General features: G+C 71.2%; 16 protein-coding genes. 13 read left to right on the top strand and 3 right to left on the bottom strand.

Annotated features, from left to right (window positions below; genetic code table 11):
* Window positions 1-102: 102 nt before the first annotated feature.
* From RJT50_RS17960 to RJT50_RS17900, 13 genes are all read left to right on the top strand, one after another.
* Complete coding sequence (locus tag RJT50_RS17960; RefSeq protein ID WP_313696324.1) at window positions 103-1,002, top strand: polysaccharide deacetylase family protein; 900 nt, start codon at window positions 103-105, stop codon at window positions 1,000-1,002.
* Window positions 1,003-1,063: 61 nt separating this feature from the next.
* Entirely contained in the window at window positions 1,064-2,416 is a 1,353-nt protein-coding gene (locus tag RJT50_RS17955; RefSeq protein ID WP_313696286.1) for a right-handed parallel beta-helix repeat-containing protein, read from the top strand.
* Window positions 2,417-2,794: 378 nt separating this feature from the next.
* Window positions 2,795-3,370: an acyltransferase gene (locus RJT50_RS17950; protein WP_313696285.1), complete on the top strand. Its 576-nt coding sequence runs from the start codon at window positions 2,795-2,797 to the stop codon at window positions 3,368-3,370.
* On the top strand, window positions 3,367-4,488 hold the full coding sequence (locus RJT50_RS17945; RefSeq protein ID WP_313696284.1) for a DegT/DnrJ/EryC1/StrS family aminotransferase: 1,122 nt from the start codon (window positions 3,367-3,369) through the stop codon (window positions 4,486-4,488). Before RJT50_RS17950 ends, RJT50_RS17945 begins: the two co-directional genes overlap by 4 nt.
* Window positions 4,485-5,468, top strand: a complete 984-nt coding sequence (locus RJT50_RS17940; RefSeq protein WP_313696283.1) for a Gfo/Idh/MocA family oxidoreductase — start codon at window positions 4,485-4,487, stop codon at window positions 5,466-5,468. The genes RJT50_RS17945 and RJT50_RS17940 overlap by 4 nt, the downstream gene beginning before the upstream one ends.
* Window positions 5,465-6,901 (top strand): nucleotide sugar dehydrogenase, encoded by a 1,437-nt coding sequence (locus RJT50_RS17935; protein ID WP_425499742.1) that lies wholly within the window; start codon window positions 5,465-5,467, stop codon window positions 6,899-6,901. The genes RJT50_RS17940 and RJT50_RS17935 overlap by 4 nt, the downstream gene beginning before the upstream one ends.
* Window positions 6,902-6,989: 88 nt before the next feature.
* On the top strand, window positions 6,990-8,021 hold the full coding sequence (locus RJT50_RS17930; RefSeq protein WP_313696282.1) for a DUF354 domain-containing protein: 1,032 nt from the start codon (window positions 6,990-6,992) through the stop codon (window positions 8,019-8,021).
* Between the two features lie 214 nt (window positions 8,022-8,235).
* Window positions 8,236-9,243, top strand: coding sequence for a GNAT family N-acetyltransferase (locus tag RJT50_RS17925; RefSeq protein ID WP_313696281.1), 1,008 nt, complete (start codon window positions 8,236-8,238; stop codon window positions 9,241-9,243).
* Complete coding sequence (locus RJT50_RS17920; RefSeq protein ID WP_313696280.1) at window positions 9,244-10,179, top strand: glycosyltransferase; 936 nt, start codon at window positions 9,244-9,246, stop codon at window positions 10,177-10,179.
* Window positions 10,180-10,465: 286 nt separating this feature from the next.
* Entirely contained in the window at window positions 10,466-12,307 is a 1,842-nt protein-coding gene (locus RJT50_RS17915; RefSeq protein ID WP_313696279.1) for a hypothetical protein, read from the top strand.
* The gene (locus tag RJT50_RS17910; protein ID WP_313696278.1) at window positions 12,308-13,777 is read left to right on the top strand and encodes a flippase; all 1,470 of its coding nucleotides are present in this window, start codon (window positions 12,308-12,310) and stop codon (window positions 13,775-13,777) included.
* 108 nt (window positions 13,778-13,885) lie between these two features.
* Complete coding sequence (locus RJT50_RS17905; RefSeq protein WP_313696277.1) at window positions 13,886-14,908, top strand: NAD-dependent epimerase/dehydratase family protein; 1,023 nt, start codon at window positions 13,886-13,888, stop codon at window positions 14,906-14,908.
* A 252-nt stretch (window positions 14,909-15,160) separates the two neighbouring features.
* A complete protein-coding gene (locus tag RJT50_RS17900; protein WP_313696276.1) occupies window positions 15,161-16,216 on the top strand; it encodes a GNAT family N-acetyltransferase in 1,056 nt (351 codons plus the stop codon).
* A gap of 42 nt (window positions 16,217-16,258) precedes the next feature.
* Here the strand turns inward: RJT50_RS17900 and RJT50_RS17895 are convergent, their stop codons facing one another.
* The 3 genes from RJT50_RS17895 to RJT50_RS17885 all read right to left on the bottom strand — a co-directional run bounded on the left by RJT50_RS17895 (window position 16,259) and on the right by RJT50_RS17885 (window position 19,676).
* A complete protein-coding gene (locus RJT50_RS17895) occupies window positions 16,259-17,368 on the bottom strand; it encodes a ferritin-like domain-containing protein (protein WP_313696275.1) in 1,110 nt (369 codons plus the stop codon).
* Between the two features lie 160 nt (window positions 17,369-17,528).
* Window positions 17,529-18,224, bottom strand: coding sequence for a DJ-1/PfpI family protein (locus RJT50_RS17890; RefSeq protein WP_313696274.1), 696 nt, complete (start codon window positions 18,222-18,224; stop codon window positions 17,529-17,531).
* A 330-nt stretch (window positions 18,225-18,554) separates the two neighbouring features.
* Window positions 18,555-19,676, bottom strand: coding sequence for a Gfo/Idh/MocA family protein (locus tag RJT50_RS17885; RefSeq protein ID WP_313696273.1), 1,122 nt, complete (start codon window positions 19,674-19,676; stop codon window positions 18,555-18,557).
* Window positions 19,677-19,697: the final 21 nt, after the last annotated feature.

Below are 19,697 nucleotides of genomic sequence, written 5' to 3'. Positions count from 1 at the left end.
GTCGAACGTCCACGGTGGACGACATGACCCGAGGACGCGGAATCGGGCGACGGAGGACGCGAGGTGAACGACCGGCCAGCGACACGAGCCGGTTCGGACGGGATGGGTGAACGGGCCGGCGTGCCCGAGGGGCACTCGTTCTCGCTGTGTCTGACCCACGACGTCGACCGGCCGTACAAGACGTACCAGTCGCTGTACTACGCGGTGACCGAACGCGACCCCTACCACCTTCGGACGCTGCTCCCGGACGTCAACCCGTACTGGCAGTTCGAGGAGGTGATGGCCCTGGAGGAGGAACTGGGCGTCAGGTCGGCGTTCTACTTCCTGAACGAGCAGGACCTCCTGCGCGACAGGCCGCCCCGCGAGTGGCTCAGCCCGAAGAGCTGGCAGCTCTACGCCGGCCGCTACTCGCTCGAGGACCCCGACATCGTGGACGTGATCCGGAAACTGGACGACCGCGGGTGGGAGGTCGGGCTCCACGGCTCCTACGAGTCCTACACGGACCGCGACCGCCTCGGACGCGAGAAGGCGGCGCTCGAACGCGTCCTCGGCCACGAGGTCCGCGGCGGGAGACAGCACTACCTCAACCTGGAGGTGCCCGAGACGTGGGAGCGACAGGCCGACGTCGGCCTGGCGTACGACGCCTCGCTCGGGTCGAGTACGACGTACGGGTTCGAGAACGGCTACGGCGTTCGACGGCCGTTCGACGACGAGTTCGTGGTGTTCCCGCTGACGATCATGGAGAACGCGCTGCCGGACCCGGAACACGAGCTCGCGGCGGCGTGGGCGGGCTGTGAGCGGGTGCTCGAGGAGGCCGCCGAGAACGGCGCGGTGATGACCGTGCTGTGGCACCCGAACAAGTTCAACGACCGCGAGTACCCGAACCAGCGGCTGCTCTACCGGCGGCTGATCGAGTACGCGAGGGAGCTCGGCGCGTGGATCGGCCCGCCCGGAGAGCGCTACGAGGCGCTGGCCGACACGGACGCCGTCCAGTCCGCGTAAGGGCGGTCTACCGGCTCACACGACCGTCATAACAAACCGACGTGAGCGTCGTGACACCCGTATGAAACGGCGGACGCTACTGACCGCGGCCGCGGGCGTGACCGCCGGACTCGCGGGGTGTGGGGAGGCGGTTCCCGGGGAGTGGCCCGCGGCGACGCCCGGCGGAAACCCGCAGCTAGACGCGATCGCCGACGCCTGGGGGTTCGACGAGTTCGTCGACCTCGAAGCCGAGGTCGAGGGGCCGCTCGCCGACCGCGAACTCGGCGGCGTTCTCGAGGCGGTGGCCGGCGACGGCCGGATGCTGTACCTCCCGCCGGGGCGCTACCGGCTGGCCGACAGTTGGGCGTTCTCCTCGTTCTCCAAGTTCGGGCTCGTCGCCGACAACGCGACCGTCGTCCCGCCGAAGGGGTTCCGGAAGCCGCTGTTCAGGCTCGGCGACCCCGGGAGCGCGTCCCAGCTGCTGGTCTCGGGGCTGGAGTTCGACTTCCGGGAGCCGGACACGGGCGGACGGCCGATCGCCGCGCGCGTGGACGACAAACTGGTCCTGCGGGACGTCACGGTCACCGGGAGGCAGGACGTGGAGAGCGACGGGGTCCGCGTCGACGTCGCCAGCCCGGACGGGACGGGGCTCGTCGAGCGGCTCCGGATGCCCGACGGGTCCGTGGGCGAGTGGTCGAACACCGGGTGTGAGGTCGGCGACGACACGCGCGGGGACGTCTCGTTCGTCGACTGCCGTATCGAGGGGTTCCCGGACAACGGCCTCTACGCGAACCCCCCGGAGGGACGAGTTCGCGTGCTCGGCGGCTACTACGCGAACAACGGCGTGGCGAGCGTCCGCGTGAACGCCGGGCCGGGGAGCGTCGTCCGCGGCGTCCACGTCCGCTGTGACGACTCGCCCGACGGCTTCGAGAACATGCGCGGCATCCGGCTGCGCGGCGGCCGCGACGTCCTGATCGACAAGTGTCTCGTCGAGATGCTGGACGTGACCTCCAGCGACGGGGCGGTGACGTTCGCGTCCGAACAGGAGTCGGCGACGATGCGGGACACCCGGATCCGCGTCGACGCGGACGGCGTCAACGCGATCCGGATCAAGAGCCCGACCGACGTCGTCTTCGCCCGGCGCGGCTCGTTCCACATCGAGGACGTCGTCATCACCGGGGAGGCGGCGACGGGGTCGGCGATCTACGCGAGCCACCGGGACGACTGCCGGTTCAGCGGGCTCTGTGTCCACCAGCCCGGCACCGAGCGCGGCGGCGTCCAGGCGATCAGGGTGAACGGCTCGATCAGCGACACGTATCTGGCGGTGACGAACGCGCCCTACCAGTTCCGGAACTCGAACATCGACATCAGCGACGTGTCGGTCGACCGGCTCACGGCCGGCGGCGACCGGCTCCCGAACGCCGGCTGCAAGTGACGGCGTCGAGCCGGGTGGCGAACGTGTCGGATGGCCGGTGAAAACGGCGGGGCGCGCATGGGACCGTCAGCGGACCGTGAGACAGGGTCTACCGTCGCGGGCGAGCAGCCAGCATCGCCCGTTCCGGCGTCGCTCGCGGCCGTCAATGCGGGTTTCGCCTCGCGGGTAGGCGGCCGAATCGCGTGAGAGCGACGCGACAGCCGGCTGTTAACCCGACAAAAGGCGCACATAACAATGGTCCGATGCCGGTCAAGACCCGATACTGCCGGGAGCGACCGTGCAGTCCGCATCCATGTCTCGGACACACACACAGACCCGACGAACCGGACGGAGGAGCGGCCAGCCGGCCCGGACGCCCGGGCCGGACGGAGGCCGCCAGTGACGAACGCGACGCTCGGCGACGGGGCCGAGGTCCACCCGAACGTCACGCTCGGCGACCCGGACGGCTCGACGCCTACCATCGGGCCGGGCGCGACGATCCGGCGCGGCACCGTCGTGTACGGCGACGTCGAGATCGGCGAGGGGTTCACGACCGGCCACGACGCGCTGGTGCGCGAGGACACCGTCGTCGGCGACGACGTGCTCGTCGGCACCCGCGCGGTCATCGACGGGGGCTCGACCGTCGGCGACGAGGTGAGCATCCAGACCGCCGCGTACCTCCCGACGAACACCACCGTCGGCGACCGGGTGTTCGTCGGCCCGGGCGCGATCCTCACGAACGACGACTACCCGCTGCGCCAGGAGGTCGAACTGGAGGGGCCGACCCTCGAGGACGACGCGACCGTCGGCGCGAACGCGACCGTGCTCCCGGGCGTCACCGTCGGGGAGCGCGCGTTCGTCGCCGCGGGCGCGGTCGTCACCGAGGACGTGCCCGCGGACACCCTCGCGGTCGGCTCGCCCGCCGAACACCAGCCGCTGCCCGAGCGGCTCCAGGGGGGGAACACGGAGCGATGATCCCCATCGCGAACCCCCGGATCGGCGACGCCGAGAGCGAGGGCGTCCAGCGCGTCCTCGAGAGCGGCCAGCTCGCCGACGGCGAGGAGGTCCGGCGCTTCGAGGACGAGTTCTCCGAGTTCTGTGGGGCGGCCCACGGCGTCGCCACGACGAACGGGACGACCGCGCTCCACGCCACGTTCGAGGCGCTCGGGATCGGCGAGGGCGACGCGGTCGTCACGACGCCGTTCTCGTTCGTCGCCAGCGCGAACGCCGTCCGCCTCGCGGGCGCCGAACCCGTCTTCGCGGACGTCCACCCCTCGACGTTCACGCTCGACCCGCGCGAGGTGGAGGCGGTCGTCCGCGAGCGCGACGACGTGGAAGCGATCCTCGCGGTCCACCTCTACGGCCTGCCGGCCGCGATGGACCACCTGCGCGAGATCGCCGACGAGCACGACCTGGCGCTCGTCGAGGACGCCGCGCAGGCCCACGGCGCGGAGTTCGACCGCCGGCGCGTCGGCTCGTTCGGCGACGCCGCCTGCTTTTCCTTCTACCCGACGAAGAACATGACGACGGGGGAGGGCGGGATGGTGACGACCGACCGCGCGGAGCTGGCAGAGCGGGTCGCCCGCTTCGCGGACCACGGCCGGATCTCCGGGTACGAACACGGCGAGGTCGGCCACAACTTCCGGATGACGAGCCTCTGTGCGGCCATCGGGCGGGCACAGCTCCCGAAGCTCACGGACCACACCATCGCCCGGCGCGGACACGCCGCCTACCTCACGAAGCGGCTCTCGGACGCGGGCGTCATCACGCCGAACGAGCCGCCGGGGTCGCGCCACGTCTACCACCAGTACACGGTCAGACACGACGACCGCGACGGGCTCCGCGAGCACCTGGCCGACGCGGGCGTCGGATCGGGCATCTACTACCCGGTTCCCATCCACGAGCAGCCGGCCTACGAGGGCTTCGACGCCGACTGCCCGGTCGCCGAGCGCGCCGCCGAACAGGTGCTCTCGCTGCCGGTCCATCCGTCGCTCTCGACCGACGACCTCCGACGGATCTGTGCGGCCGTCGAATCGTACACGACCGGAGACTCCCCGGAACTGGCGGCCGATCGAGGCCGCCGGAGCGCATGAGCGAGACGCTTTCGGCCGGCGTCGTCGGCGTCGGCAGCATGGGGCGCAACCACGCCCGGGTGTACAGCGAGCTCCCGAACGCGGAACTCGTCGGCGTCGCCGACCTCGACGCCGAGGCCGCCCGGACGGTCGCCCGCGACTACGGCACGGTCGCGCGGGAGGCGGGGGACCTGCTCTCGCGGGCGGACCTCGTCTCGGTCGCGGTCCCGACTGCGGCACACCCCTCGATGCTAGAGCGGTGTCTCGACGCTGGCACCCACGCGCTCGTCGAGAAGCCGTACGTCGAGGACCTCCCGCGGGGGCGAGAACTCGCCGAGCGGGCGCGGGCCGAGGACCTGGTCCTCCAAGTCGGCCACATCGAGCGGTTCAACCCCGCGGTGCGGGCGCTCGCGGACATCGTCCCGAACGTCGAGGTGCTCGCGCTCGACGCCCAGCGGCTCGGCCCGCCGCGCGAGCGGGAGGTCGCGGACTCGGCCGTCTTCGACCTGATGATCCACGACATCGACGTGGTCTGCTCGCTGCTCGGGAAGGCACCCGTCGCGGTGGACGCGGCGGGCGCGGCCGGCAACCGCTACGCCACCGCGACCTGCCGGTTCGACGACGGCGTCGTCGCCGACCTCACGGCGAGCCGCGTCACCCAGCGGAAGGTGCGGAAGCTGGGGATCACCGCCCGCGAGTGCCGGGTCCGCGTGGACTACATGAACCAGTCCGTCGAGATCCACCGACACACCGCCCCGGCGTACATCGAGAACGACGGCGCGGTGCGCGAGCGCGTCGAGAGCGTCGTCGAGCGGCCCATCGTCGAGAACGGCGAACCGCTGAAGGCCGAACTGGAGTCGTTCGTCGCCGCCGCGCGCGACGGGGCGGAGCCGGTGGTCACCGCCGAGGACGGCCTCCGCGCCGTGGAGGTGGCCCGGACCATCGACGACATCGCCGCCGGTCGGGAGCGGCCGGGGGCGGAGACGGAGGTGCCGACGTGACGACCCGATCCGGGATCCGGTCGCTGTACGGCTCCGACCTCGACGACGAGGCCAGGCGGGCGGCGTTCGTGAACGGCGAGGTGCCGGTGGCCGTCTACGGCCTCGGCAAGATGGGGCTCCCGCTGGCGACCGTCTACGCCGAGACGTGCGGCAACGTCACCGGCGTCGACGTCGACCCGGACGTGGTGGCGTCGATCAACGCCGGCGAGAGCCACGTCGAACGCGAGCCCGGACTGCCCGAGGCGGTCGCCGACGTCTCGGCCGACGGCTCGCTGACGGCGACGAGCGACCCGGCCACGGCCGCCCGCGACGCGAGCGTCCACGTCCTCATCGTGCCGACGCTCGTCACCGAGACGAAGGAGCCGGACCTCTCGACGCTTGAGGCGGCCGTCGAGGGCGTCGCCGAGGGGCTGTACCCGGGCGACCTCGTGGTCGTCGAATCCACCGTCCCGCCGGGGACCTGCCGCGACGTCGTGCTCCCGCTGCTGGAGGAGCAAAGCGGCCTCCGGCGCGGGGAGTTCGGCCTGGCGTTCTGTCCCGAACGGACCTCCAGCGGGCGCGCGCTCCGGGACGTCCGCGGCGCGCACCCGAAGGTCGTCGGCGGCGTCGACGACGAGAGCACCCGGAGCGCGCGCGTCGTCTACGAGGCGCTCGTGGACAACGACGTGCTGCCGGTGTCGGACGCGACCACCGCCGAGGCGGTGAAGGTGTTCGAGGGGCTGTACCGCGACGCGAACATCGCCCTGGCGAACGAGCTCGGCCGGCTCACCGACGAGCTTGGGATCGACGTCCGGGAGGCCATCGACACCGCGAACACCCAGCCGTTCTGTGACATCCACACGCCCGGCCCGGGCGTGGGCGGCCACTGCATCCCGTACTACCCGTACTTCCTCATCAACTGGCTGGAGTCGCCAGCGCCGTTCCTGGAGACCGCGCGCGAGGTGAACGACGCGATGCCCGGCTTCGTCGCCGCGAAGGTCGCGGAGGGACTCCGGGCGGGCGGGGTCGTCCCCGCCGACGGGGAGCCGCGCGCGAACGGGGACTCGCACCCGGACGACGGCCCGCACGCGGCCGGTGGTCCGCTGGCGGACGCGCGCGTGCTCGTCCTCGGACTCACCTACCGGGCGGGCGTGAAGGAGACGCGCGCCAGCCCGGCGCTGGGCGTCTGCTCGACGCTCTCCGAGCACGGCGCGACCGTGTTCGGCGCGGACCCGCTCGTCGACGCCGACGGGTTCGACGCCGAGACGGTGCCGCTGGAGGAGATGTACGACCGTGACGTCGACGCCGTGGTCGTCGTCACCGCCCACGACGAGTTCGACGCGGTCGACTGGACGGCGTTCGACGAGCCCACGGTGGTCGTCGACGGCCGGGACAGCGTCGACCTCGGCGGCGCCGACCACCCCCACTACACGGTGGGGAGGGGCTGGCGGTGACGGCGCGGACGCGCGGCGGCCGCCGGGCGCGCGCTGCCGGCCTGACGCCGGGCGATCAGCCGCGTCCCGTCCACCCGCGGGTGGACTGATGCGCGCGCTGTTCGACGTGAACCACCCGGCGCACGTCCACCTGTTCAAACACGCGGCCGAGGAGCTCTCGGCGGCGGGCCACGAGATCCACATCGCCTCGCGCGTCAAGGACGTCACGACGGATCTGCTCGACGCGGAGGGGTTCGAGCACACGCCGCTGTCCGAGCGCGGCGGGGGCGGCCCGGGGCTGGTCGGCGAGTGGATGGCACGGGAGGTTCGACTCCTGCGGCTCGCCCGTCGGTTCGACCCCGACGTGGTCGTCAGCATGCTCAACCCGGCGGCCGCGCACGTCTCGTGGCTGCTCGGCGTCCCCAACGTCGTCTTCAACGACACCGAACAGACCCGGCTGGTCGACCGTGTCACGATCCCCTTCGCCAGCGTCGTCTGCACGCCGGCCCGGTTCGAGCGCGACCTGGGCGCGACCCAGCGCCGGTACGACGGGTTCCACGAACTCGCGTACCTCCACCCGGACCGGTTCGAGCGCGACCCCGACGTGCTCCGCGAGGCGGGCGTCGACCCCGACCAGCCGTACGCGGTCTTTCGGTTCGTCGCCATGGACGCCCACCACGACGCCGGCCACCGGAGCCTCTCGACCGACGAGAAGCGGTCCCTGATCGAGCGCGTCGAGGACCGCATGCCGGTGTACGTGTCGAGCGAGGGAGCGCTCCCGCCGGACCTGGCGGACCGCGAGCTTCCCGTGCCGCCCGAGGACCTCCACCAGCTACTGGCCCACGCGGACCTGTACGCGGGAGACTCCGGGACGATGGCGACCGAAGCTGCGCTGCTCGCCACGCCGAGCGTCCGGCTGAACCCCTACGACGAGGAGTTCGGCAACTTCCGCGAACTCCACGAGCACGGGCTCATCACGACCTGCCGGGAGAGCGCCGCGTTCGTCGAAACGGTCCTCGAACTCGCCGACGACCCCGAGGCGGGCGAGCGCTGGGAGCGGCGGCGGCGGAAACTGCTGGACGAGAAGGTCGACGTGACGGCCCACATCGTCGACCTGGTCACGGACGCGGCCGCCACGTGAGCCGGGCGGCCGACCGTGGGAGGTCAGTTTTCGGGAGCGATCCGGCAAGGCCCAGTCCGGCAGGGAGTACTCCGGCAGCGATCGCTCCGACAGGAACCAGTCCGACAGCGACCAGTCCGACAACGATCGCCGATGCCGGTTCGGCCCGCTACGGGCCGCCCGAGGACGGTAGGCGGGTTGTAACAAACGGGGCTCGGCCCCCCGACGCGACCGAATGAGACTCGAGACGCTCAGCCTCGACGAGTGGGGCGACGCCCTGCCCGCGTCGGGGTTCGAGGCGTTCCACGCGCCTGCCGCCCTCGACGTGCTCGGCGACCACGCGGAGGGCGAACTCAGACTGTACGGGGGGTTCAAGGGGGACCGGCCGGTCGGCCTGTTTCCCGCGTTCGTCCGGGAGCGGTCCGTCGGCACCGCGGTGACGTCGCCGCCGCCCGGGTTCGCGGTCCCACAGCTTGGCCCCATCGTGATGCCCGCGAGCCCGAAGCGGCGCAAGCGCGAGAAGGTGAACGCCGCCTTCGCCGGGAAGCTCGTCGACGAGTTCGACGTCGACGGCTCGCTGACGCTGTTCCGGACCGTCTGCAACACAGCCTACCCGGACCCGCGGCCGTACGTCTGGAACGACCTCGATCTGGACGTCCAGTTCACCTACCGGCTCGCCGTCGACGAGGACCCGGACGACCTGCTCACGGCCGCCAGCAAGAGCCTCCGACGCGAGATCGGCGACGCCCGCGACCTCGACGTCACGGTCAGGGTCGAGGGACGGGAGGGCACCCGCGAGGTGTTCGAGCACACCGCCGACCGCTACGACGAGCAGGACCGGGGCTTTAGCCTCACCTGGCCGTACGTCCGCGACCTGACGGAGGCGCTGGCCGCCGAGGACCGCTGTCGCACGTACGTCGCCCGCGGGCCCGACGACGAGTTCCTCACCGGCGTCGTCGCGCTGTACTCGAACGACGCCGCCTACTACTGGCTCGGCGGCGCGCGGACGACCCACGAGGGCGTGAGCGTCAACAGCCTCGTCCACTGGACGATGGTCGAGGACGTCGCCGCTGGCGAGCCGCGGGAGTCGGTCCATTCGTACGACCTGATGGGCGCGAACACCGAGCGTCTCTGCCGGTACAAGAGCAAGTTCGGGGCCGAGCTCGCGCCCTACTACGTCCTCGAGTCCGGCGGCCCTGGCATGGACGTCGCCAAGCGAGCCTACAGGCTGGTGGCCCGATAGATGCGGGCGCTCCAGCTCGTCACCAACGCGCAGTCGCGCTTCTTCAACCAGCAGGTGCGCTACCTGGAGGCGGCCGGCGTCGAGACCGAGACGCTGCCGGTCCCGGGGGCCCGCCGCTTCGGCGACGGCACGGTCGACGGCCGGAGCCCGCTGAACTACCTCCGGCTCTACCCGTCGGTGCTCCGCCGGTCGTTCGGCGACTACGACCTGGTCCACGCCAACTACGGCCTGACCGCCCCGGCCGCCGTGGCACAGCCGTCGCTCCCGGTCGTCGTCTCGCTCTGGGGGAGCGACCTCATGGGTCGGTACGGCCCGGTCAGCGCGCTCTGCGCGCGGCTGGCCGACGCCGTGGTCGTCATGTCCCCCGAGATGGCAGAGCGGCTCGACCGCGACTGTCACGTCATCCCCCACGGCGTCGACCTCGACCGCTTCGCGCCGGCCGACGTCGGCGAGGCGCGCGCGGACCTGGGCTGGGACCCCGACGCCAGGCACGTCCTCTTCCCGTACCCGCCCGAGCGCGGCGTGAAGGACTTCCCGCGCGCCGAGCGCGTCGTCGAGGCGACGCGCGAGCGCGTGGACGGGCGCGTCGAACTCCACACGGTCACGGGCGTCCCCCACGAGCGGATGTCCGTCTACATGAACGCGGCCGACGCGCTGTTGATCACGTCCCGGCGGGAGGGGTCGCCCAACTCGGTGAAGGAGGCGATGGCGTGTAACCTCCCGGTCGTCTCCACGGACGTCGGCGACGTGCGCGCCCGTCTCCGGGACGTCTCCCCCTCGTCCGTCGAGGTCTCCGACGAGGGGCTGGCGAGCTCGCTCGCCGACGTGCTCGCGGCGGGCGAGCGCTCGGACGGCCGGGAGGCGGCCCGCGAGGTGAGCGTCCAGCGGTCGAACGAGCGCCTCCGCGACGTGTACCGCTCCGTCCTCTCGAACTGAACCCGCTCGCGTCGTCCGGAAACGGGTCGGGTCGCCGTGCCCACGCCGGCGAGTTCGGGTCGCCGACGACGCCGACCGGCCCGGAAACCCGCTCCTTCTCGTCGCGGTTCGACCGTGACGGCGACGGGCGGGCCGCAGCCGACCGCCGGCCGCGAGAATCGTGGCTCCCCGTCTCGCCGGGGTATTCCGCGGCTAAACCGCGACGAGACGGCGTTGGTTCTCCATAACTAAGCCCGTGACGTGGTCGGTGTATGACGAGAACCCACGTCCGGATGGGGAGCCGAACATGTCAGGAAGGAACTCACATCGCCGCTCGAAAGTCGGGCTGACGGTCGGATTTCTCGCGCTGCTGGCAGCGGTGCTGCTCGCGCGCCGCGCGCCGCCGACGGGATACGAACTGTCGCTGTACGCGGCGACGCCGCCCGCCGTCTGGGCGTGTCTCTGCGTCGCGCTCGCGGCCGGGGTCACGGTCGCGCTGCTCGGGGAGGTTCCGGATCGGCTCGGGAACGCCGGCGTCCTGCTGGCCGGCGCGACCGTCCTCGCGCTGGTCACGATGCCGTTGCTCCGGGGCTACTACTTCTACGGCTCCGGCGACGCGTTGAGCCACCTCGGGTGGGCGCGCGAGCTGGCGTCGGGGACGCTCACGCCGGTGAACCTGCTCTACCCGGGCGTCCACAGCACGGCCGTCTTCGTCGCCGCCGTCACGGGGCTGTCCGTCCGCGTCGCGCTGATGCTCGTCACCATCGTCTGTTACACGCTCGTGTTCCTCCTGTTCGTCCCGCTGTGTGTCAGGCTGCTCGACGACTCGCGGCTCGCGGTCACGCTGGGCGTCCTCTCGGCGCTGTTGCTCGCGCCGGTCAACGGCGTCTCGGTCCACCCGTTCGCACACCCCACGAGCCAGGCGATCCTCTTTTTCCCGTTCGTGCTGTACCTCGTGCTCCGATACAGCACCAGGCCGCTCCGCGCGTCGGCCGACGCCGCGGTCCGGCGCGGGGCGGCCGGCGACCGCGTGACCGCCGTCGGCATCCTGCTCGCGCTGGCCTCCAGCGCGGTGGTGCTGGTCCACCCCCAGCAGGCGCTGAACGTCGTGCTGTTCTTCGGCGCCATCGCGCTCGTGCAGGTGCTGTACCGCGCACGAACGACGGACCATCCCATCACCGCCCATCGGCCGCTGTACGCACAGACCGGGGTCCTCGCGGTCGCGTTCCTGCTCTGGGCGCCGCGCTTCGAGCGCGTCCAGGGGGCCATCGTCGCCACCATCACGAGCATCGTGTTCGAGGGCTCCTCGGCCGGGACCGTCGTCGCGTCGAAGGGGACGTCGCTGGTCGCCGTCGGCGGGAGCCTCCCCTCGCTGTTCGTTAAACTGTTCCTGCCGGGGGTGGTGCTCTCGCTGCTGGCCGGCGGGCTGATCGTCGCGCTGATCGCCGGCCGGCTCCGCGAGGAGCGGACTGATGTCACCTCGCTGCTCGTCTACGTCGCCGCGGCGCTCGTGCCGCTGTTCGGGCTGTTCCTCCTGTTCCTCGTCGCCTCCGCGGGCGACCAGTACTTCAGGTATCAGGGGTTCATCATGGTGCCGGTGACGATCCTCGCCGCGGTCGGGCTGGCCAGGGCCGTCCGCGCGTACGGCGGTGGTCGGGTCGGGACCGACACGCGCGTGGTGCTCGTGGTGCTGTTCCTGGTCATGGTGCCGGTGGGGGCTGCTGCCTACCACAGCTCGCCGTACACGTACCAGCCGAACGACCAGGTGACCGAGACCCGCATCGACGGCTTCGCCGAGGCGTTCGAGCACCGGGAGGAGGGCACGCCGTTCGTCGGGATCCGCGGCGGGCCGCGCCGCTACGTCGACGCCGAGTACGGCACCCAGCGGGCCACGACGACCCTCGATTTCCCCGGCTACCGGGAGGGGATCAACGGCACGAGCTTCAGGGGGCAGGGCTACCTCGACCGGTTCGAGGACCAGGGGTATCTGATCGTCAACGACGCGGACTACGAGCGTGAGGTGCGCCTCTACGACGGCTTCCGGTACGACGCCGCGAGCTTCAGGGCGCTCGAGACGACGCCCGGCGTGAACAGGATCCGGGCGAACGACGGCCTCCGGCAGTATCTCATCGACGGGGACGGGGCCTAGATGGTCTCGACGGACCGGCTCTCCCGGGGCGTGAAGGCCATCTTCGGCGCGGGCGTGGTGCGGATGGTGTCGAACGCGCTGCTGGTCGTCCTCCTGACCCGGTTTCTCCTCACGACGGAGGGGTACGGCCGGCTCAACTTCGCGCTCTCGGTGCTCACCATCGTCAGCATCTTCGCCACGCTGGGGCTCCCGAAGTCGGCCGCGCGGTACATCACCGACTTCGCCGAGACCGACCCGGGACAGATCCCCCACATCATCCGCCGGTCGGTCCTGTATCTCGGCGTCATCACGGTCGTCCTCAGCGTCGCGGTCGTCGTCGTCGGGCGGCCCGCCGCACGGCTGCTGGACGAGCCGCGGATCGTCCCCTTCCTGCTCGTCGGCGCGGTCTACATCGGCAGCCGGTCGGGGACGAAGTACCTCGGCTCGATCTTCCAGGGGTTCAACCAGGTGACGTGGACGGCCGTCGTCAAGGTCATCAGCAGCGTCTCCCGGCTCGTCTTCGTCGCCGCCTTCGTGCTCCTCGGCTTCGGCGCGGTCGGGGCGCTCGCGGGCTACGTCGCCAGCTTCGTCCTCGCCAGCGTGGTCGGGTTCGGCGCGCTGTACGTCGACTTCTACCGGCGGTACGAGCCCGCCCCCGAGATGGAGGAGGGGCTCACCAGACGCATGCTGGAGTACGCGGTGCCCCTGACGGCGACCCGTGGCGCGAACGTCCTCGACAAGCGCGTCGACACCGTGCTGGTCGGCCTGCTCATGAACATGACCGCGGTCGGCTACTACACGGTCGCAAAGCAGGTCTCCGACTTCGTCTCGATGCCGGCCGCGTCGTTCGGCTTCACCATCTCGCCCGCGCTCGGCGAGCAGAAGTCCGGCGACCGGCTCGACCGGGCCGCCAGCCTGTACGAGCGGTCGCTCCAGTACGTCCTGCTGGCGTACGTGCCCGCGACCGTCGGGCTGATCCTCGTCGCCGAGCCGATGGTCCGGTACGTGTTCGGCACGCCGTACCTCGAGGCGGTCCCGGTCGTCCAGGTGTTCAGCGGCTTCATCTTCGTCAACGCGATCAACAAGGTGACCAGCGACGGGCTGGACTACCTGGGACGCGCCCGCTCGCGGGCGGTCGTCAAGACGGCCACTGCGGTCGCGAACTTCCTGTTGAACCTGGTGCTCATCCCCACGATGGGCGTCGTCGGCGCGGCGATCGCCACGGTGATCACCTACACCGTCTACACCGGCGCGAACGTCTGGGTCATCCACAGCGAGCTGGAGTTCAGCCTCCGACGGGTCGCCCGGCACGCCGGGATCGTCTGTCTCGTCACGGCCGGGATGGGCGCGGTCGTCGTCTCGGTGCTGCCGATGGTGTCGGGCATCCTCACGCTCGTGGGGGCCGTGGTCGTCGGGCTGCTCGTCTGGAGCGTGCTCTCGGTCGCCGGCGGCGTCCTCGACGTCCGCGAGGTCGCCGAGTTCATCGGCTGAGGCCCGGCCCGAACGGGCGCTCCCGGCCGGAAGCGGACGGCTAACAATCCCGCGACCGACCCTGCTCGGTCGTATGAACGGGCGACAGCGTTCGCGCGGTGGGCGGCGATGACCGACGACGGGGAACGTGCCGGGGACGCCGGGAACTCCGGGCGGCGAGCCGGCGCGGGCCGGGCGCCCGCGACCGACCGGCCGACGGGGCAGTCGGTGCTCGTGACCGGCGGCGCGGGGTTCGTCGGGGGCCACCTCGCCGACGCGCTCGTGGCCGACAACGACGTCCGGGTGCTCGACGACCTCTCGACGGGGCGACGCGAGAACGTCCCGGACGGCGCGAGGCTCCTCGAGGGCGACGTGCGCGACCCGGACACGCTCGGCGCGGCGATGGAGGGGATCGACATGGTGTTCCACCAGGCGGGTCTCGTCTCGGTTCCCAAGTCGGTCGACCGGCCGACCGAGAGCCACGACCGGAACGCGACGGCCACGGTACAGGTGCTGGAGGCTGCCCGGCGCGTCGACGCCCGCGTCGTGCTGGCTTCGAGCGTCGCCATCTACGGGCAGCCAGAATCGGTCCCGGTCACCGAGGACCAGCCGAAGCGGCCGTCCTCCCCGTACGCGCTCGACAAGCTCGCGCTCGACCACTACGCCCGGCTGTACGACGAGCTGTACGACCTGGAGACGGTGGCGCTCCGCTACTTCAACGTGTACGGCCCGCGGCAGGCGAGCGGCCCGTACAGCGGCGTCATCAGCGCCTTCCTGGATCAGGCGCGCTCGGGCGGCCCGCTCACGGTCGAGGGCGACGGCGAGCAGACGCGCGACTTCGTCCACGTCTCGGACGTGGTGGACGCGAACCTGGCGGCCGCCGTCACCGACCGCGTCGGCACGGCCGTCAACGTCGGCACCGGCGAGAGCGTCACGATCCGGGAGCTCGCCGAGCTGGTCCGGGAACTGACCGACCCCGACGTCGACATCGTCCACGTCGACCCCCGCCCCGGCGACCTCCGGCGCAGTCGGGCCGACGTCTCGCGGGCGGAGGAGCTGCTGGGATACGAGCCGACGACGTCGCTCCGCGAGGGGCTGGCCGACCTCGTGGACGCGACGACTCGGGTCAACCGGCCGAGCGCCGGTGAGTAGCGTACCCGAGCCCGCCGGTCGCGGAAGTCACGACGCCACAACGCCGGCTTACCCGAGCCACCCGCCCGATACCCGTCCCATTACAATGTCCGAACGCCCGGAAATCGCCACGTACGCGGCCGAAATCCGCGGACGGCGACGTGACAGACCAGTGAATCATCCCCGGACCCGAGCGCCGGGAGGAACGACGCACGGCCCGACGGGCCGTCCCGCCAGTCCGGGAACGGACGCCGGCCACCCCTACCAGCATCCATGACAGCGTTCCGCGCCCACCGCACCGTCGCCGACGTGAACGAGAACCAGTGGAACCACGTCGTCTCCCAGTCGGAACGGGGGACGCTGTTCCACAGACACGAGTGGATCCGCGCGCTCGAGGACGGGTTCGAGGAGGAGGGTCGCCACGTCGTCGTCGAGAAGAAGGGCAACCCCGTGGCCGTGCTGCCGAACGTGCTCCGCGAGCTCCCGCTGCCCGACACGGTCACCGACCCCCTGCCCTCGGACCCGCCGCTGCGGATGGTGACCTCCTCCTCGCCCGGCTTCGGCGGCCCGCTGCTGTTGACCGACGAGCGCGAGTCGCTGGACCTGCTGTTCGACGGCCTCGAATCGTCGGTCGGCCGAGGGGTCGTGTTCCACCGGCTGGAGTCCCACGACCTGACGAACGTCCGCTACGGCCAGCAACTCCAGGGGCGCGGCTACGAGCCGACGTTCCACACCTGCCTGTTCGTACTCGACATCGACGGCGACTGGGAGTCGGTCCGCTCGCGGATGGACAAGGAGCGACGCAAGGACCTCCGCGAGGCCCACGAGCAGGAGTACCGGGTCGAGGTCTCCCGGCTCGGCGACGACCTCGACGCGACCTACGAGCCGTACGTGGCGAACATGGAGCGGGTGGACGGGACGGTGCTCCCGCGCGCCTTCCTCGAGTCGCTGGCCGAGGAGTTCGGCGACCGGGTCCGGGTGTTCACGGCCGTCGTCGACGGGCGCGAGGTCGGCCGCTACGTCCACCTGCTCGACGAGGAGGCGTCGGTGCTCCACCACTGGCTCTCGGCCGTCCCGGACGCGTCGAACTACCAGTACCACCCGTCGGAACTGCTCCACGAGCACGCGATTAAGTTCGGCATGGAGCACGGCTTCGACGAGTACGGGTTCGGGAAGACCGGCGCTCACTTCCGCAACTCGGTGTTCGGGTTCAAGCAGAAGTACGGCGCGCGCGCCGTCCCGCTGTTCAGCATGGAGAAGGGGCTCTCGCCGGTGGCCTGGCCGCTCTACAAGTTCGGCCGGAGGCGGTATCAGCGGCGGGGACTCTGACCCGCCGGGAGGACTGGCGGGGCGAACGACCGGCGGTCGCGCCTAGGTCCCCCCACCCGGCGTGTCGGTCGTGCTCGGGGGGGTCCCCGGCGTGCCGGGCGGCGAGTCGGTCCCGTCGACCGGCGTCCCGGTCCCCTCGCCGGGCGTTCCGGTGCCGCTCGTCGGCGTGTCGGTGGCGGTGCCGGGCGCGTCAGTCCCGTCCGTCGGCGTCTCCGTTCCCGACGGCGTGTCCGTCCCCTCGGGAACGTCAGTGCCCTCCGGCGTTTCGGTCGGTTCCCCGGGCGTGTCGGTTTCCTCCTCCGGCGTTTCGGTCGCGTCCTCGGGGGTGTCCGTCTCCTCTTCCGGCGTGTCCGTCTCCTCCTCGGGCGTGTCGGTTTCCTCCTCAGGCGTGTCAGTCTCCTCGTCGCCGGGGAGGAACGGCTGGATCGCCTCCAGCACCTCCGGAATCGACATGGCCTCGTCGAACGCGTTCGGGAACGGAGAAGCCCCGGTGAGCAGGTTCAGGAACGCGGCGTGGCGCGCCTCGACGCTGTGGATCGACAGCGCGGCCGAGAGGACGTCCGGGCTCTCGATGGCCGGGGCCGCCCCCGCGTACGCCGCGACGCCCGTGTTCTCGAGCACCTGCGCGGTGGCGAGGAACTCGTCGAACGTCTCGAACCCGAAGGTGAACTCCGGGGCCTCGCCCGGGTCGCCGCCCAGCGCCTCGATGACGCGGGCGAGCTGGTCGACGTGTGTCGACTCGTGGTCGCCGACCGTCGTCAGATACTCCCAGACGGCGGTCGTCATCCCGTCGCCGAACTGCTCGAGCGCGTCGGAGTCGGCGACGTCCTCCTCGGAGAACGTGTCGAGCCCCTCCGCGTAGAAGGCGTCCTCCAGCCGTTCGAGCATGAGCGCGTACGAGAGGACGTCGACGTCGGTGTACTGCCGGGAGTACTCGTCCGGGACGGCGTCCGTCCCGTCGCCGTCCCCGCCCTCCTGCTGTGCGAGCGCCGAGCCGCCCACGCCGAGGAGCCCCGCACCGACGGCCACCCCGGTTCCCAGCAGGAGGCCGCGCCGGGAGGGTGTCTGTCGCCCCATCTCCCGCATCGTCGGCCGGTCGGTCGTGTCGGAGTCGATACTGCCGTGCTCGTCGCTCTCTGGACCCGTAGTCATTGTTTCACGTCGGCGGTTCCGACGTGACTAGGTTCGGTAAGAGGACCTTTGTTAGTCGGTGTACGGTTAGGAGTAAGCTAACGCATCGGCCAGTAACTTGACGCGGAGTGTCAAATCCGGATGACAGGATTCCGGCTCACGTGACGGCGTCGCAGCCCCGTCAGTCCGCGGGCCGTTCGACGCCGAGTTCGCCCAGCAGCGCGTCGGCCGCGGCAGCCGAGGAGCCCGGCCCGCGCGCCGTCACCAGATCGCCGTCGATCGTGACGGAGACGTCGGCGTCGAGTTCGGCGTCCCAGTTCGCACCGGCGGCGCTCACCTCGTCCTCGACCCAGTACGGCAGCTTTCGCCCGTCTGGCATCCGGTCGAGGTCGTCGACGATGCCCTCCTCCCACTCGTTCGGGAAGCCAGTCACGTCCCGGCCCTCGACGAGGAGCCCGCCCGACGAGTCGCGCGTGAACGCGAGGATGCCCACGGCGTGACAGACGACGAGCGCCGTCGAGTCGCCCGATTCGACCGCCTCCCTGAGGAGTTCGCGGGCGTGCCGGTCCTGATTCACGTCCCACTCGGTGCCGTGGCCGCCCGGGAACACGACGGCGTCGTAGCCGTCGGCCGACTCAGTGGCGATCGGTTCGGGGTCCTGAAGCCGGTCGTCGGACTCGGCGACCTCGCGCACGAACGCGGCGGTCTCCTCGCCGACGTTGTCGGGGTCGACCGAGCGCTCGTCGACGACGGCCGATCCGCCCGACGGCGTCGTGACCGTCACGTCGACGCCCGCATCGTCGAGCGTCGTGAGCGGCTCGACGCACTCCTCTCCCCAGTACCCCTCCTCGCTGACGACGAACAGTGCGGATGGCATCGGGTTCCACTTGGCGGGTGTGTCGTAAAAACGGTGTGCCGCAGTCGTCGGAGAATGTCAGGGCGATGGGGTGCGCGCGACGGGGTGCAGGCGGCAGGTCGTGAGCGGCGAAGTGCGGCGGCGAACCGTGAACGGCGCGAGGGCGGGCCGCGCCAGCGATCGGCGGGGAAACGCGGACGGGTGGGAGAGCCGGCAGCGTCAGCGGACGGGCAGGAGCAGGGCGAGCGACGACGGTCTCGGCCGTGACGGGCGGGCCGAGCGCCGTGGAGGCAGGTCGTCTCAGGCGTGAGCGCCGTGGAGGCAGGTCGTCTCAGGCGTGAGCGCCGCGGTTCACTCGCCGTCGGTGGCGACCGCGGGCTCCACGGACTCGACGTCGGGGGAGCCGTCGCTCCGTGCCGCGTTCCGAATCTCCTCCATGAGGAAGATGGTCCACCGGGCCTCCGCCAGCGGGACCGGCATCTCGCCGCCGCTCTCGAGCGCCCTCGACTCGGCGTCGTTCTGGTAGTAGTGGCCGTTGGCCCGGCGTTCGGCGTCCCAGCTATCGTCCCGGGATCGCTGGATGACCCCCCGGACGTTGCGGACGGTGCCGAGCGTCCGGTCGACGATGCGGTCGACGTTGTTGAGCGCCCGGTTGACCACCGAGGACTTGTACTTCCGGTCGTGCTTGACGAGCGTCTGGGAGATCAGATCGACCGTGAGCGAGCACTCGTCGCCGTGGAGCAGGATGAGCCGGTTCGGCACGGTCCCGCCGATCACCCGCGTCGAGCAGAGCACGCCGTCCTCGCTCCGGTACTGCACCTGCATGGCGTCGTAGTCGAACGGCTTGTCGTACGTCCCGAACAGGCTCGTCGAGGCCTGGACGGCGGCCTCGCTCTCCGGGTAGCCGCCGACCCGGAGCCCCAGGTACAGCGGGTGCGGGATCCCCTCCTCGAACTCGCCGCCCGAGAGGTCGAAGTTCCAGTCGCCCCGGTTTGGGTCGTCCGCGAGGCTCGACCCCATGTACACCACGTCGACCCCCTTCAGCTCCCCGAGTTCGCCCGCCTCGACTTTCGCCTGGGCGGCCCTGACCGCCGGGTCGAAATCGCGGTTGTGTTTGGCCGACACCGTGACGCCGTGCCGGTCCGCGGTCGCCGCGAGTTCCTCGAACTCCTCGTACGTCTCAGTGGTCGGCTTCTCGATCTGGACGGGGACGCCCGCCTCGATTGCCGTCTTGGCCACGTCGAGGTGGGTCTGGACCGGCGTGCAGACGTGCATCCAGTCGAGATCCGCCGTGGCGACCAGTTCCTCCACGTCGAAGTACGCGTCCGTGTCGTACTCCTCCGCGAGCGTCCGTGCGCGCTCCCGGTCGATGTCACAGATGCCGACGAGTTCGGTTCGTGGGTTCTGCGAGAGCCCGGAGAGGTGAATCCGGGAGACGTTCCCGCCGCCGACGACTGCCGTTCGCAGTGTCATCGACGTGTCGTGGCCCCCGTC

The organism is Halobaculum sp. XH14 (assembly GCF_032116555.1).
GTDB lineage: Archaea > Halobacteriota > Halobacteria > Halobacteriales > Haloferacaceae > Halorarum > Halorarum halobium.
The sequence above is the reverse complement of the archived record's forward strand: the minus strand, read 5'-3'. Positions and strand labels throughout refer to the sequence as shown.

What these genes read in the sequence shown, in the direction of transcription:
- RJT50_RS17915 (WP_313696279.1), top strand. Translation starts at nt 10,466, where the DNA reads ATGTCAGGAAGGAACTCACATCGCCGCTCGAAAGTCGGGCTGACGGTC.
- RJT50_RS17900 (WP_313696276.1), top strand. Translation starts at nt 15,161, where the DNA reads ATGACAGCGTTCCGCGCCCACCGCACCGTCGCCGACGTGAACGAGAAC.
- RJT50_RS17885 (WP_313696273.1), bottom strand. Translation starts at nt 19,676, where the DNA reads ATGACACTGCGAACGGCAGTCGTCGGCGGCGGGAACGTCTCCCGGATT.
- RJT50_RS17910 (WP_313696278.1), top strand. Translation starts at nt 12,308, where the DNA reads ATGGTCTCGACGGACCGGCTCTCCCGGGGCGTGAAGGCCATCTTCGGC.
- RJT50_RS17895 (WP_313696275.1), bottom strand. Translation starts at nt 17,368, where the DNA reads ATGACTACGGGTCCAGAGAGCGACGAGCACGGCAGTATCGACTCCGAC.
- RJT50_RS17960 (WP_313696324.1), top strand. Translation starts at nt 103, where the DNA reads ATGGGTGAACGGGCCGGCGTGCCCGAGGGGCACTCGTTCTCGCTGTGT.
- RJT50_RS17930 (WP_313696282.1), top strand. Translation starts at nt 6,990, where the DNA reads ATGCGCGCGCTGTTCGACGTGAACCACCCGGCGCACGTCCACCTGTTC.
- RJT50_RS17890 (WP_313696274.1), bottom strand. Translation starts at nt 18,224, where the DNA reads ATGCCATCCGCACTGTTCGTCGTCAGCGAGGAGGGGTACTGGGGAGAG.
- RJT50_RS17945 (WP_313696284.1), top strand. Translation starts at nt 3,367, where the DNA reads ATGATCCCCATCGCGAACCCCCGGATCGGCGACGCCGAGAGCGAGGGC.
- RJT50_RS17955 (WP_313696286.1), top strand. Translation starts at nt 1,064, where the DNA reads ATGAAACGGCGGACGCTACTGACCGCGGCCGCGGGCGTGACCGCCGGA.
- RJT50_RS17925 (WP_313696281.1), top strand. Translation starts at nt 8,236, where the DNA reads ATGAGACTCGAGACGCTCAGCCTCGACGAGTGGGGCGACGCCCTGCCC.
- RJT50_RS17940 (WP_313696283.1), top strand. Translation starts at nt 4,485, where the DNA reads ATGAGCGAGACGCTTTCGGCCGGCGTCGTCGGCGTCGGCAGCATGGGG.
- RJT50_RS17905 (WP_313696277.1), top strand. Translation starts at nt 13,886, where the DNA reads ATGACCGACGACGGGGAACGTGCCGGGGACGCCGGGAACTCCGGGCGG.
- RJT50_RS17920 (WP_313696280.1), top strand. Translation starts at nt 9,244, where the DNA reads ATGCGGGCGCTCCAGCTCGTCACCAACGCGCAGTCGCGCTTCTTCAAC.